At 40.5% G+C, this 14,489-nt stretch carries 14 protein-coding genes; 6 read left to right on the top strand and 8 right to left on the bottom strand.

Translation table 11 applies throughout. The features are described 5' to 3' along the window. Positions 1-619: 619 nt before the first annotated feature. The gene (locus tag QE429_RS06625; RefSeq protein ID WP_307285457.1) at positions 620-1,282 is read right to left on the bottom strand and encodes an FMN-dependent NADH-azoreductase; all 663 of its coding nucleotides are present in this window, start codon (positions 1,280-1,282) and stop codon (positions 620-622) included. A 245-nt stretch (positions 1,283-1,527) separates the two neighbouring features. Here QE429_RS06625 and QE429_RS06620 point away from each other — a divergent pair, with 245 nt between their 5' ends. From QE429_RS06620 to QE429_RS06600, 5 genes are all read left to right on the top strand, one after another. Beyond that, complete coding sequence (locus QE429_RS06620; RefSeq protein WP_307285454.1) at positions 1,528-2,472, top strand: substrate-binding domain-containing protein; 945 nt, start codon at positions 1,528-1,530, stop codon at positions 2,470-2,472. Beyond that, the gene (locus QE429_RS06615) at positions 2,466-3,332 is read left to right on the top strand and encodes an ABC transporter substrate-binding protein (protein WP_307285452.1); all 867 of its coding nucleotides are present in this window, start codon (positions 2,466-2,468) and stop codon (positions 3,330-3,332) included. The genes QE429_RS06620 and QE429_RS06615 overlap by 7 nt, the downstream gene beginning before the upstream one ends. An 84-nt stretch (positions 3,333-3,416) precedes the next feature. Beyond that, positions 3,417-4,115, top strand: coding sequence for an ABC transporter permease (locus QE429_RS06610; RefSeq protein WP_307285449.1), 699 nt, complete (start codon positions 3,417-3,419; stop codon positions 4,113-4,115). Continuing rightward, positions 4,112-4,855: an ATP-binding cassette domain-containing protein gene (locus QE429_RS06605; RefSeq protein WP_307285447.1), complete on the top strand. Its 744-nt coding sequence runs from the start codon at positions 4,112-4,114 to the stop codon at positions 4,853-4,855. The genes QE429_RS06610 and QE429_RS06605 overlap by 4 nt, the downstream gene beginning before the upstream one ends. Positions 4,856-4,978: 123 nt before the next feature. Further along, positions 4,979-5,734: a (S)-benzoin forming benzil reductase gene (locus tag QE429_RS06600; RefSeq protein ID WP_307285445.1), complete on the top strand. Its 756-nt coding sequence runs from the start codon at positions 4,979-4,981 to the stop codon at positions 5,732-5,734. Between the two features lie 267 nt (positions 5,735-6,001). Here the strand turns inward: QE429_RS06600 and QE429_RS06595 are convergent, their stop codons facing one another. Together QE429_RS06595 and QE429_RS06590 are read right to left on the bottom strand one after the other, a co-directional pair. Beyond that, complete coding sequence (locus QE429_RS06595; protein ID WP_307285443.1) at positions 6,002-7,375, bottom strand: HAMP domain-containing sensor histidine kinase; 1,374 nt, start codon at positions 7,373-7,375, stop codon at positions 6,002-6,004. Next, entirely contained in the window at positions 7,353-8,063 is a 711-nt protein-coding gene (locus QE429_RS06590) for a response regulator transcription factor (protein ID WP_307285440.1), read from the bottom strand. The genes QE429_RS06595 and QE429_RS06590 overlap by 23 nt, the downstream gene beginning before the upstream one ends. A 172-nt stretch (positions 8,064-8,235) precedes the next feature. Between QE429_RS06590 and QE429_RS06585 the strand changes: the two genes are divergently transcribed. Then, the gene (locus tag QE429_RS06585; RefSeq protein ID WP_307285437.1) at positions 8,236-9,597 is read left to right on the top strand and encodes a sensor histidine kinase; all 1,362 of its coding nucleotides are present in this window, start codon (positions 8,236-8,238) and stop codon (positions 9,595-9,597) included. Positions 9,598-9,641: 44 nt separating this feature from the next. On the opposite strand, the gene QE429_RS06580 is transcribed toward QE429_RS06585, so the two are convergent. The 5 genes from QE429_RS06580 to QE429_RS06560 all read right to left on the bottom strand — a co-directional run bounded on the left by QE429_RS06580 (position 9,642) and on the right by QE429_RS06560 (position 14,340). Continuing rightward, positions 9,642-11,162: a flotillin lipid rafts scaffold protein FloT gene (locus tag QE429_RS06580; protein ID WP_307285436.1), complete on the bottom strand. Its 1,521-nt coding sequence runs from the start codon at positions 11,160-11,162 to the stop codon at positions 9,642-9,644. Between the two features lie 15 nt (positions 11,163-11,177). Continuing rightward, a complete protein-coding gene (locus QE429_RS06575; protein WP_307290739.1) occupies positions 11,178-11,723 on the bottom strand; it encodes an NfeD family protein in 546 nt (181 codons plus the stop codon). A 340-nt stretch (positions 11,724-12,063) separates the two neighbouring features. Further along, entirely contained in the window at positions 12,064-12,798 is a 735-nt protein-coding gene (locus QE429_RS06570; RefSeq protein WP_307285433.1) for an amino acid ABC transporter ATP-binding protein, read from the bottom strand. 32 nt (positions 12,799-12,830) lie between these two features. After that, complete coding sequence (locus QE429_RS06565) at positions 12,831-13,529, bottom strand: amino acid ABC transporter permease (protein WP_307290738.1); 699 nt, start codon at positions 13,527-13,529, stop codon at positions 12,831-12,833. Then, positions 13,516-14,340, bottom strand: coding sequence for an amino acid ABC transporter substrate-binding protein (locus QE429_RS06560; RefSeq protein ID WP_307285431.1), 825 nt, complete (start codon positions 14,338-14,340; stop codon positions 13,516-13,518). Before QE429_RS06560 ends, QE429_RS06565 begins: the two co-directional genes overlap by 14 nt. Positions 14,341-14,489 lie beyond the last annotated feature (149 nt).

The raw sequence follows: 14,489 nt of genomic DNA, 5'->3' as shown, positions 1-14,489 counted from the left end.
CTTTTGCTGGCATTTTTGAGAGAAAGTAAACGTAGAACGAGCCTACTTCTACTTTTGCTGGCATTTTTGAAGAGAAAGTAAACGTAGAACGAGCCTACTTCTACTTTTGCTGGCATTTTTAAAGAGAAAGTAAACGTAGAACGAGCCTACTTCTACTTTTGCTGGTATTTTTAAAGGGAAAGTAAACGTAGAACGAGCCTACTTCTACTTTTGCTGGCATTTTCGAAGGGAAAGTAATAGTAGAACGAGCCTACTTCTACTTTTGCTGGCATTTTTAAAGAGAAAGTAAACGTAGAACGAGCCTACTTCTACTTTTGCTGGCATTTTTAAAGAGAAAGTAAACGTAGAACGAGCTTACTTCTACTTTTGCTGGCATTTTCGAAGGGAAAGTAATAGTAGAACGAGCCTACTTTTACTTTCCTCATTTTTTGAAGGGAATGTAAAAGTAGAGCGAGCCTAGGCTGGGAAAGTTTCGCAAATAAAAGGCTGGTATTCGCAAATAAAACTTGTATTATCGCAAATAAAAAGTGAACTAACGCAAATAAACCCTGTTTTTTCGCAAATAAAATGGATGTCAGTCACAAAAAAGACAGTTCGAGATGACTCGAACTGCCTTTTATTATACTATTGCCGTTTGTTTCGCCATCTCACGTGCTGCTACTGCTGCTTGTTCTTTGGCTTTTGCCATAATTTCCGGTACTTTCTTCGGAAAATGGTCCATTCCCTCTGCAACAACTGTATCCAAGCTCTCAAAACCTAAGAATTCAAATACCTTCCTTAAGTAGCGATCACCGAATTCGAAATCAACCATTGGTCCTGTTGAGTAGATTCCACCTCTAGTTTGAATATGAATTGCCTTTCTGCCAGTAAGAAGTCCCTTAGGTCCTTCCGAGGTATTTGTAAATGTTTTTTCTACAATAAATAAGTTATCGATGAATTTTTTCAAAATGGACGGGGCACCTAGATTCCAGATTGGTGTAACAAACACATAATAATCCGCTTCGATAAAGCGATCAGCCAACTCATGCATCTTTTCCAGCTTTGTCCGTTCCGCCTCCGATAACTGATCCTTTGTATAGCCCATGAACGATAATTTCGCTCTCGCATAAAGTAGATCCATATCAATATCAGGGATTTCCATATCGTATAAATGCCAGCGCTCGATTTCCACATCTGGCTGCTCTTTTTTAAACTCCGCTAAAAATACTTCTCCAATTTGCATTCCTTTTGAAAGCTTACTATCATTCTTCGGATTAGCTGTAATATATAAAAGTTTTGACATGGCCATCATCCCTTTCTTTTCCACTAGTTTTATTTACTACTACTATAGTACAACAAACTTCCATGCTCACCATTGAACAAAACGTGAAGTTTGTGAACTAAGTGTGACAGTTGCGTCTCCATTTGAACAATACGTGACAATTCTTCACTAGAATAAACAAAACTTAACAAAACTTAACAAAAGTCACATTCAGTATGATAATCTTTTATTAAAGTTAACTTGGAATTGGAAAAGGTGGGTGACACATGGAAGAAAAGGCATATACTCCCGATGAAGTGGCACAGATCTTTCAAATCTCAAAACATACGGTTTATGAGCTGATAAAAAGAGGTGAGCTGCAGGCATTTAAGATCGGTAACAAAATGAGAATTGATCACGCTGAGCTTGAAAGGTATAAAGAAAATACAAAAGCTCCGGCAAAGAAAATTCAATCAAACCCAACAAGCACGACCAACAATCATGCTCTGTCCATTCGATTATCAGGGAGTCATGATTTTCTCGTCGAGCATTTTGCTAAACAAGCAGGAACGGCATTAAACGTACAAATTCAGCCTTCTTACATAGGCAGTCTAGAGGGACTTATGATGCTTTACCGCGGGCAGTGCGATATAGCAGCCATTCATTTATTAGATCCGACATCCCAAGAATATAACCTGCCATTCATTCATCAGCTTTTTGTCTATGAATCAATCCTGGTCCTTCGACTCGCTGCTAGACAGCAAGGCTTCATCGTCGCCAAGGGGAATCCAAAGTGTATTCTTGATTTCTCTGACCTTGTGAGGAAGGATGTCCAATTCATTAACCGCCAAAAAGGAGCAGGAACAAGATTCTTGCTTGACTCAAAGCTATCAAGCAATGGAATTAGCCCTAGTAAAATTAACGGGTACAACAATGAAGAGTGGAATCATCTTTCCGCCGCGTCCTATATTAGCAGGGGAATTGCTGACGTAGCATTCGGAATTCAATCTGCTGCTAGTCATTTAGGTCTTGATTTTGTTCCCGTTACCCAAGAACACTTTGACCTAGTGTTTCGTTTTACAGAGGAAAACAAGCAGAACTTAACAGATTTAATTCAATACCTGCAATCTCCTGAGTTCAAAGACAGCTTAACGGATTTAGAAGGGTATTCAATCGAAGATTTAGGAAAAGTAATCTATCAAACTACTTTAACGGAGGAAACCACATGTTAAAAAATCGCTATGTTGCTGTTTTATTCGCTTTCATGCTTTTAGTCCTTTCCGCTTGCGGAAATTCAGAAACAAAAGATGTTGCGGCAAAAGATCAAAAAAAGGAAACTAAGGCTGCACCAACAGAAATGATTCTTGCAACAACAACAAGTACACAGGACAGCGGCTTATTGGATGTTCTCATCCCCATGTTTGAAAAACAGAATAATGTAAAAGTAAAAACGATTGCAGTTGGTACTGGACAAGCATTAGAGATGGGAACAAAAGGAGAAGCAGATGCCCTTCTAGTACATGCCCCTGCAGCTGAAAAAGCAGTGGTTGATGCTGGTGACGCCATAAACTATAAGCGTGTAATGTATAATGACTTCATTTTAGTTGGTCCAAAAGAGAATCCAGCGGGTGTCAGTGGTGATGATGTTACTGCTGCGTTCAAGAAGCTGGCAGAAGCGAAAGCTACATTTATTTCCCGTGGGGACGACTCTGGAACGAACAAAAAAGAACTTGGCATTTGGACTTTAGCAAACATCAAGCCTGCAGGTGAATGGTATGTTTCAACAGGTCAAGGTATGGGGCAAACATTACAAGTGGCAGCTGAGAAAAAAGGCTATGTGTTAACAGACCGTGCTACATGGCTTGCCCAAGAGAAAAACTTAGACACTCTTAAAATTATTGTCGAAGGCGGCAAGGATTTAATGAACATTTATCATGTCATGCAAGTAAATCCTGAAAAGCATGATAAAATTAATAGCAAGGATGCGGAAAAATTCGTAGAATTTATGGTAGATCCAAAAATCCAAGATGTAATTGAAAACTTCGGTAAGAAAGACTACGGTCAATCATTGTTCTATAAATATACTGAATAGTTTGTCAAGCGAGGCTGACTCATAAGGGGATTGACACCTTTGCTATTGAGTTAGCCTCTATTTTCACCTGGAGGGAAGCAATGCATGGAACTTTTACTAGATGGACTTAAGAAAGCATTTGAAATGATCTTCTCTGGAGACACAGAGGTATTTGAAATTACTTGGCTGACTCTAAAGGTTTGTTTAATTGCCATTCTATTTAGTACCTTGCTTGGACTTCCCCTCGGTATTCTACTTGGATTAACTAGATTTAGAGGACGCAAATTACTTCTACTATTTATTAATATGGGTATGGGGCTCCCCCCTGTTGTTGCCGGACTTTGGATTACTATGTTTTTATGGCGTTCCGGCCCGTTAGGTGATTGGTCCCTGCTATATACACCTACAGCTATTATTATGGCACAAGTATTAGTGTCATTGCCTATAATTACAAGCTTAACTTGTTCCGCTTTTCAGCAAGTGAATGATAAAATGCTCCTGCAAATCAAAGCGCTTGGTGCAACGAGGCTCCAAACGTTAGTCATTCTCGTCAAACAATCAAAGATTGCGATTCTAGCTGCGGTAATGGCTGGCTTCGGCCGGGTTATAGCAGAGGTGGGTGCTGCCATGATGGTAGGCGGAAATATTCAAGGTGATACTCGAATATTAACTACTACGATCGTGATGGAAGTATCGAAAGGGAATTTTGATATCGCCCTCGCTCTTTCGTTTATTTTATTGACCGTTGCCCTAATGATTACGGCCATATTAACCTTTTTACAGCAAAGGAAGCGATTCTCATGAGCCCATTGATCGAACTGAAAAACATCACTTATAAAGCACAAGGTAGAACGATTCTCAATATTCCTGAATTCCAGATTCAGCCACGAGAATTCCTCGGCATAATGGGACCCAACGGTGCGGGGAAAAGCACGCTGCTAAAAGTACTTGCTTTTCTTGAGAATCAAACGAGCGGTGAGATTGTTTATCGTGGACAGTCCATCCCGAATGGAAATGCTCCGCTAGAGTTACGAAGGAAATTCTCGATTGCCCTTCAGCAATCTTTACTCTTAGATGCGACTGTTTTTCACAACATCGCCATCGGCTTAATCTTACGAAAGATTCCAAAAAGCATTATTAAGGAGAAAGTCGCTCATTGGATGGAGGTATTTGGTATCACGCATCTGGCTAAAAAAAATGCGCTCTATTTATCTGGTGGGGAGGCGCAAAGGGTCAATTTAGCACGAGCTATGATTGTGGAGCCAGAGATTCTTTTTCTCGATGAACCATTTTCTGCTTTAGATTTTCCGACTAAGATAAAGTTAATGGAAGATTTTAAACGAATTATTGAGGAAGCAAATACAACTGCTGTGTTTGTCAGCCATGACTTGATGGAGATTCATTATCTTACGAAACAGCTTGCCATTATTGCTAATGGTGAAGTGAAGCAAACCGGACCAACATCAAGAGTGTTAGAACATCCGAATGCATCCACCTCCCCTTTCTTAAATGAATGGAAAAAATTCTATCCAGTCGCACGATGAATGACAGCTCCCACGGAGACTGTCTTTTTATTTGATTAGAAATGAGGTCAGGAATAAAATATGGTAGAAGTTTACTTTTTATAGATACATAATAACTTGGGGTTTTAAGGAGGAGTTCATGCCATGAAATACGCCATTATAACCGGTGCGTCCAAAGGGCTAGGTGCAGCGATTGCGAAACGCCTCATTCAAGAACAAATTGGTATTGTTTCAGTTTCAAGATCAGAAAATCAGGAAATAAAACAATTAGCAGACGAAAAAGGTCTATTTTATCAGCATTATTCCTGCAATCTCTCTTTGGAAAAAGAAGTTCAGGAAGCATTTATGGAAATTGCCCATTTGATTTTTGAAAAGGATCCTGAAGAAATTCTACTTTTTAATAACGCGGGCGTCATCGAACCAATCCGGACTGTCGGCAATTTAGATCAAACGCCGATCATTCGCAATATTCAAGTCAACTTAATTGCACCGATCATTACAACCAATCTCATTTTAAACAAAGCACAGGTCACAAATACGAGAGTACAGGTTGTGAATGTAACCTCCGGGGCAGCCGTCCGTTCGATCGAGAGCTGGAGTGTGTACTGCAGTTCTAAAGCGGGTCTTAATATGTTTACACAGACAGCAGCACTCGAACAGGCTGAAATGAACACGAACAACAAAATCATAGCTTTCAGTCCAGGAGTCATGGATACCAACATGCAGGAAACCATTCGCTCTTCTTCTAAAGAAGCGTTTAAGGATTTGGAGCGCTTCAAAGAATTCAAAGAGAAAAATCTTCTCCTATCGGCAGATACAGTGGCAAATGCATTAGTAGATTTACTGCTTAGTGGAAATGTAGAAAGTGGAAAAGTGTACAATGTGAAAGATTTATTGTAGGAAAAAAGCCTTGCATGCAGCACAGCGAGGGTTCCGTTTTAAGGTGCTCTTCTTAAAATACGTGCCAAAATGACAATCGTATTGGCACCGTTTTTAGTATAAAATAAACGGAGATTTTCCGGTTATGTAAAGAAAAATCCCCATTTTCCAATTTTTCGAGTCAATAGGCGGAATTTCTCCGTCTATTTAGTAGCTCGCGCGCTTAACCTGATTCCCAACCGATAATAAGGGACTCTCTTGATCCTAAGATTCGTAGAGAGGCCTTTTTTAGTCTTCATGTGGAAACCATAATGTAACACTGGTTCCCTTGTTTAATTTACTTTTTACTTTGATCAGCCCTTTATGAGCATCCATTAAAGCCTTCACAATGGAGAGACCAATGCCAACCCCGCCTGTTTTCCGGTCACGTGATTTATCGCCGCGATAAAACCGTTCAAATATATGTGGGATATCATCCTCGGCCATACCAGACCCTTCATCTTGAATCTTGAAGCCGACATATCCTGCCTTCTCCGTTTCAACAGAGAGGGTGACATTCTTCCCTTCCGGTGTATATTTCAGGGCATTATTTAAGATATTTGACAGGATTTGCATGAGCTTGTCTTTGTCCGCTTCGAACAATTCTTCCTGTTTTGGCTCCTCGATATGAAGGTGTATCCCCTTCTCCTTAAATATGGGCATAAACATTTCGTAAAGTGCCTCTAAAACACTGCCAGCCTCTAATTCTATTTTTTCCAGCTTAATTTGCGGATTTTCCGCAGCCAGTAATTTTTCCAGTTCATTCACTAGTCTTACCAGACGCATCAATTCTTCGTGACTTACCTGAAGCCGCTGTGGTGTGGGCTCCCAAATTCCATCCTGAAAGGCCTCGATTTGACTTCTTAACGTGGCAAGCGGCGTTCTTAATTCATGTGCCAAGTCCCCCGTAAACTGCTTCCGAAGCATCTCTTCCCTTGCCAAGGATTCTGCAAGGTTATTGAAGGAGATAGCAATTTGCTTCACTTCAGTAGGCAAACCTGACAATGGGATTCGAATGTCCAAATTATGCTGCTGAAGTTCATTTGCGGCAAAAGAAAGCTTTTTTAAACCGGCAGTCAGCTTTTTCGAAAAAAGCATGCTGAAGATGATGGCGAGAACAATCGTTAAACAAACCGCCGCGTAAATATAAAGCTGAATGGTTTGAATAAATGTATACTCATCATCAATTAAGCCTTTGGGATAAATCGCCACCAGTTTCCCAATAAGATTATTATCTACTTTTAGGATATAGGATTTAGAATGCCACTCCTCCCCATCCGGTGCTGGCTCTGTCAATCCGAAGCTATTCAGCATGCTACGAATGTTAGAGGAATCCATCTGCAGTTGTCCAAAGCGATCATATAATTGAAAATACAGCTGATCGGTCATGGCATGCTCGTGCAATAGGCCATACACAGGATCACTGGTAAAATGGCCATTTTTCCTATAATCCTTCTCAATTTCCGTGATAATTCTATCAATCTTCTTTTCCCTATTACGATCCAAATAACTATTAAAGCTCTCTTCAAACCCATACTGAATAAAGAAGCTGACAATGACTATTCCAATCATAGAGATCAAAACTAAATAAAACAGGATTTTAGACCGGAGTGTTTGCAGCATCTAGTACCCCTCCAAATTTATACCCCATCCCAAAAACCGTTACGATGAAATCCGGCTGCCGTGTATCTTGCTCAATTTTTTTTCGGAGGTTCTTAATATGGGTATCGACGCTGCGTTCATATCCTTCGTAATACATACCCTCATCCTGAATTTTCTCTAATAAGTCCATCCGGCTGTACACACGACCCGGATTCTCAGCCAAATTCGTTAATAACTTATATTCGATTGGAGTTAATGTCACGTATTTATCGTTTACTCTAACTTCCTTCTTAATAATGTCAATGACAAGCTTTTTACCGTTGAATTCAAGGAGTTGTACTTTTTCCGCCTTTTTCACACGCCTGAGGATGGCTTGAACGCGAACAACCACTTCCCGTGGGCTGAATGGTTTGGTTAAATAGTCATCTGCTCCCATGACAATTCCATTGATTCGGTCATCCTCTGCCGATTTAGCCGTAAGCATCAGAATGGGAACATCTGATTCTTTCCGTACGAGCCGGCAAACCTCTTCCCCAGAAATATCGGGTAGCATGAGATCTAATATGATTAAGTCAGGTTTGATCGATTTCGCTTTTTTTAACGCATCTAGTCCATTATCAGCACTGTGAATTTCATAGCCTTCTCTCTCTAGATAGGCTTCGAGAACTTCTACAATTCTTCTTTCATCATCCACTAATAATATTTTCATTATGATCACTCCCCATATATTTACTATATCATCTTGGGTCTGTGATTTTTGTAACTTCACAAATTCGTTACAACTTAGTCAAAACATCTTCAATTTTAGAAAAATAGCTACAAAATGAGCGGTTTTCCTTTTTGAAGTTGTAGTATTCTTAGGGAGTGAGGAGCTGACTGAAATGAATAAAATATCCTTTAAAATAGGCTTACTTTTCTTCTTAACTATTTTCCTGTTAGAAACGATATCCATGTTCTTTTTGCATAACAATATCATTCATTCCCGCGTGCATGAGGAGTTGTCTGCACTCCAGACCAGGGGGAATAATCATCGTGAGGTTTTAGAGGCATCGTTCCATGAAGAAACGATTAGACATATTGCCATGATGGAAGCACGGACCGATACACAGGTGATTTTAACAAAACCAGATGGATCAATTTATATGTCATCCAATAAGGTGACAGATGAAATGAAGCATATTCTTCAACGAACACCGAAGAAGATTCCACATGAAGGACTCATCTTAGAAGATGATTGGAAAAAGGCGACGTATATTGCTTCTATCAGTCCTGTCGTGGTTGATAAAAAGACTGATGGCTATGTCTATATGTTTCAAAATACACAAAAGATAAAAGACTTAATTGCCGGACTGAACCAACATTTTCTGTTCGCAGGACTGCTTTCTCTTCTCTTTATGATGATTATCATCGTGTTTTTAACCAGGGTGGTCACAAACCCGCTTATTAAAATGAGTGAAGCAACCAAACGAATCAGTAAAGGTGACCTTAGCGTCTCTTTACCGAAGCTAGGGAAGGATGAAATTGGAGAATTGGGAGAATCAATTAAAGTCTTAGCTAGTGATTTAGAAAGTTTAAAGAATGAACGAAATGAATTCCTGGCAAGTATCTCTCACGAACTGCGAACACCGTTAACCTATATTAAGGGGTATGCTGACATCGCCCGACGTAAGGAAACGGACGAAAAGGATAAGGAACACTATCTAGTTATCATCCATGAAGAATCACAGAAGTTAGCCAAATTGGTGATAGACCTGTTTCATTTGGCGAAAATGGACGAAAATACATTTTCTATCGAAAAAGAGGAGGTTCATTTGCGCCCTTATTTTCAAGGAATCATAGAAAAAGTTTCTCCAGCTTTAAAGGAGCAGCATTTGGATCTAGATCTGGAATGTACGGATGACCTATATTTATTAATTGACCCCATCCGTTTTGAACAGGTCATATTGAATCTGATTGATAATGCACGTAAGTATTCCGAGCCCTATACACAAATTAAGGTTGGGGTTAAACGAATGAGTGGGAAGGTCCATTTCAAGGTCCAGGATGAAGGAAAGGGCATACCAGAGGAAGATTTACCAAGGATATTTGAACGCTTCTATCGTGTGGACAAGTCACGAACCCGCGCCTTGGGCGGATCGGGGCTAGGACTTGCCATTGTGAAGCAATTGGTTGAAGCCCACGGGGGCACCGTAGAGGTAACAAGCAGCCCGAATAAAGGGACAACTTTTGAGATTATTCTCTAAGTAAAAACTCCTTATCGCCATATTCGATAAGGAGTTTTTGTTGTTTATTCTGTCTTCTTTTTCACTTCATCCGTTAATTCCTCTATGCTTCTTCTCACGTTGCCTTTGCCTGAATAGTTTTCGATTAATTCTTTCACATCGATTCCACTTGAAGCCTTTAACGATTCCTGAAGGCTAGCCATTAAGTTCGTTGCATAACTGGTGATTTTATTGGCACCGCCATTTTCACCTGAGCCGCCGCCCGTATCCACAACCGTAATTTTATCGATATTAGATAATGGAGCTGCCACTTGCTTCGCATATTCAGGTAGCATTTTAATAACCATATCCAAGATCGCCGCTTGCCCGAATTGCTCGAACGCTTCGGCGATTTTTTCCTTGGCTTCCGCTTCTGCCAAACCTTTTAAGCGGATAATTTCTGCTTCGGTAGAACCTTGAGCTTTTTGTGCTTCTGCTTTCGCCAAACCATCTAGGCGGATTCTTTCAGCTTCTGCTTTTGCCATGGCCTCGATGCGGTATTTATTTGCTTCCGCTTCCGCCATTTGCTTCGCTTTGTCAGCAGCAGCTGATTGCTCAACAGAATAACGGTCCGCATCTGCCTTCTTCTTCACTTCTGAATCATATTGACGCTCGCGGCGAAGGATTTCTTTCTCTTCGAGTTCGATCTGCTTTTGTCTTTCGATAATCTTGATTTGCATTTCCTGCTCCATTACCTCTTGCTTCGAACGTGCACTTTCAAGATCGTACGCCTGGTCGGCGCGGGCTTTGGCTATATCTTGCTCACGGCGGAAATCAGCAACTTTCAGCTGATTCGTTTTTTCAGCCTCAGCGATTTCTGTTGCCCGCTCTAATTCAGAACGCTTTGCTTCCTTAGAGGCTTCCGCTTTTTTAATCCGTGTTTCTTTCTCTGCCTCTGCCGTAGCAATATCTGCATCCCTTTTTACTTGCGCAATACGCGGCTTACCAAGTGAGTCAAGGTAGCCGTTTTTATCACGAACATCTTTAATTGTAAACGAAACAATGACTAATCCCATTTTCGCCAGGTCCTGTGAAGCAACTCTTTGGACCTCCTGGGAAAACTTGTCGCGGTTTTTATAGATTTCTTCTACCGTCATTGAACCAAGAATAGAACGTAGATGTCCTTCAAGGACTTCCCTTGCTTCATTCTCGCGGTCTTCCTTCGGCTTGCCCAGGAACTGCTCAGCAGCCGTTGCGATTTCACTAATAGATCCACCAATTTTAATAATCGCAACGCCGTCTGCCATAACTGGAACACCCTGTTCTGTGTACACCTCAGGCGTGGTTACTTCTAGCTTACTTGAAAGTAGACTAAGCGGTTTTGCCTGTTGAAATACCGGTAAAATAAAACTACCGCCGCCGCGAATGATTTTAATTTTATTCCCTGATTCGTCCACATGAACATTTCCGTTACCGAGGAAGCTACCTGTTACAATAAGTGCCTCATCAGGTCCGGCTGTTCGATACTTAGTAATAAATACACCAATTAATGCTAAAAGAATAAGTACGGCAATACCAATAACAACCCAAATAATGCTAAATTCCATTTCTTAAAACCCCCTCTAAATAAAACTTTCTATTTCTTGATGGACGGTAACTTCAAGTACCCCATTTTTCACCTGCACGACAAGCACAGTTGAGCCATACGGGATTTGCTCTCCGTCAAAGCTGGATGCTGGTTTCGCAATTCTTCCACTTATACTATCTATCAGCACTTCCCCAAAACCATCAGCAGGGATGCTTGTAATCACGGTACCAATACGTCCACGTAAATCTGATTCATTATAGACCAACGACTCTTCAGCAGAAGATAAGGGTACTAATACAAACACATTTAATAACGTGACCACTATAAACGCGGCGACTGCAGAGATAGCTAATATTAATAAATAATGTAAGGATGATAGCTTTTCGAACAAATAGCCGCTTGCCGACATGACAGTGATAAAAGCAAAAATTAGAACAGGATTTAGAAAGTGTAATCCCCCATCTCCTGCTCCATGGAAATGAAACACATCTGCAAACAATACATACAAAACAGTTAACACACCTGAAATAATCAGGCCATACAGATAGATGGTTTCTAAAGGAATGCTGAATGGTTCCAAAGGCATCAGTCCCTTCTTATGTAGGTACCTTATTTACGTTTACATGTGGAAAAAGTTTCATTTTTCTTCAAAAATTTACCGAATACTTATTATTTCAACACGGAAATTGAGTATCCTGCCGGAGTATGAGTAGATACTTTGAACAATATTTGCTGGTGATTTTGTGATTGGCTCATTTTTTGGGGGGATTGGCTGATTTTTGGACTGGATTGGCTCTATTTTTAATGGAATTGGCTCATTTTTGAACCAGATTGGCTCATTTTCAGAGGTTAATGGATATTTTTCCAAATATTAGGTTTTTACCGCAACAAAAAGTGCCATAGCTCCGAGCTACAGCACCTTACTGAATCATATTCAAAAACTTCCTAGTTCGTTCTTCTTTCGGTTGAGTAAAGATGGCTTCTGGCTTGTCTCTTTCGACCACGACACCTTGATCCATAAAGATGACCTCGTCTGCCACGTCACGAGCAAAGCGCATTTCATGAGTAACAACAATCATAGTCATGCCTTCATTAGCAAGGTCCTTCATAACCTTTAAAACTTCGCCCACTAGCTCCGGATCAAGCGCAGATGTCGGTTCATCAAACAGCATGACCTCTGGTTCCATGGCAAGCGCCCGGGCTATTCCGACACGCTGCTGCTGACCACCAGAAAGCTGTGCCGGATAGTAGTCTATTTTATCTCCTAGTCCCACTTTCTCTAAGAGGGTCTGGGCCTTTTTACGGGCAGCATCTTTACTTTCACCCTTCACCACAACCGGTCCCTCCATCACATTCTCAAGGGCCGTTTTATGAGGAAAAAGATTATAATTTTGAAACACCATTCCCGTTAAACGTCGAAAGGAAGCGATATTCTTTTTCGAAACAGCCTTTGAAAAATCGAGACTTTGATCTTCAATAGAAATGATCCCTTTTGTTGGAGTTTCGAGCACATTCAAGCACCGAAGCATGGTCGTCTTACCAGAACCAGATGGCCCGATGACAACCACCACTTTCCCCTTCTCCACTTCAAGGTCAATCCCCTTTAACACTTCTAATTGACCGAACTGTTTATATAGACCTTTAATTGAAATCATCGTAAAACTCCCTTTTTCCTATAATCCCCATGCTAGGCTCCATATCGGTCCAGTCTTTTTTCCATAAAACCTTGAATGACAGATAGAAAAAAGCAAATGACCCAATAAAGGAGGGCTGCTTCGGAATAAACCAATAGAAACTCATAATTGGTTGAAGCGATTTCCTGTGCACGGCGGAACATTTCCGTTACGAGCACCAGTGAAGCTAGTGACGTATCTTTTACAAGGCTGATAAAGGTATTCGATAATGGGGGAATGGATACTTTAGCTGCTTGTGGCAGAATAATTCTCCGCAATGCTTGTGTATAGGTCATCCCAATGGAATACCCTGCTTCCCATTGGCCTTTCGGGATGGAAAGTATGGCAGCCCGAATAATTTCTGATGCATACGCCCCCACACTAAGTGAAAATCCAATAACCGCTGAGATAAATGGATCGAGGGTAACACCGAGATTAGGAAGTCCATAAAAAATGATAAATAATTGCACCAGTAATGGTGTTCCTCGAATCGCAGAAACATAAACTCTAGCGATTATTTGCAAAACTTTCACATGAGAAATTCGGGCCAATGCAGTCAGCACGGCTAAAATTATACCGCAAATAAAGCTTATAATTGTTAATGGAATCGTATTGACAAGTGCTCCCTCCAGCATGGGCTGAAGGGAACTTTTTGCAATATCGAATAACTTTTGCGCTCTTTCTGGATCAGTAAAAATACTATTTAAGTACATCTTCACCAAACCATTTCTCTGAGATTTTTTTGTATGTGCCATCATCAACAATATCTTTTAACGCTTTGTTGACTTCATCTACAAGGGCACCGCTATTTTTTCTAAACATAAAGCCACTCGTCGACGCATCGTCACTTGTTGCCGCAATCTTAACCGGGGCATCTGGCTTACTCTTTTTGAAATCTAAAAACGTTAACTTGTCATTGACCGTTGCATCGACACGTTTTTGTCCAAGCAACTCGATTGATTGTTGGAATCCTTCAACCCCAACAAGATTCGCACCGTATTTCTTAGCGATATCAGCGTAATTACTTGTCAAAGATTGCGCAGAGTTTAACCCCTTAATATCTTCAAAGCTTTTTACTTTATCGTTATCCTTGCTTACGATTAATACAGCAGATGACGTAATGTAAGGATCTGAGAAATCATACTTTTCTTGACGATCTGGACGAATTCCCACTTCGTTCGCAATCATATCAAATCGCTTGGCATCAAGTCCTGCGAACATAGCATCCCATTGTGTCTCTTTGAATTCGGCCTTCACACCTAGACGCTTCGCTACTTCTTCAGCAAGCTCGACATCAAATCCTGTTAATTTTCCATTTGTATCATGGAATGTGAATGGTGGGTATGTACCCTCTGTTCCAATGGTAATCGTGCCGTTATCTTTGATTTTTTTCAAAACATCCCCATCAGCTTTTTCAGCTGTTTTGTTCTCTTTTTTCTTATCAGCATTTTCATCTTTACCACATGCTGATAGAACAAACATAAAGCTTAATAAGAGTGCAAATAGTACAGTTAATCTTTTCAAAACGAAAACCCCCTAAATCTGATAGTTTTTGTAGGATTTAATTATCATAGTACATCATTTCTTTTCTGTCAAAGAAAAATTGTTGGGAATCGAAATTTATTTTGCCCCTTTATAAATAAAAAAAACCTATCAGAGAATCCCTGATAGGT

Source organism: Bacillus sp. SORGH_AS_0510 (assembly GCF_030818775.1).
Classification (GTDB): domain Bacteria; phylum Bacillota; class Bacilli; order Bacillales; family Cytobacillaceae; genus Neobacillus.
The sequence above is the reverse complement of the archived record's forward strand: the minus strand, read 5'-3'. Positions and strand labels throughout refer to the sequence as shown.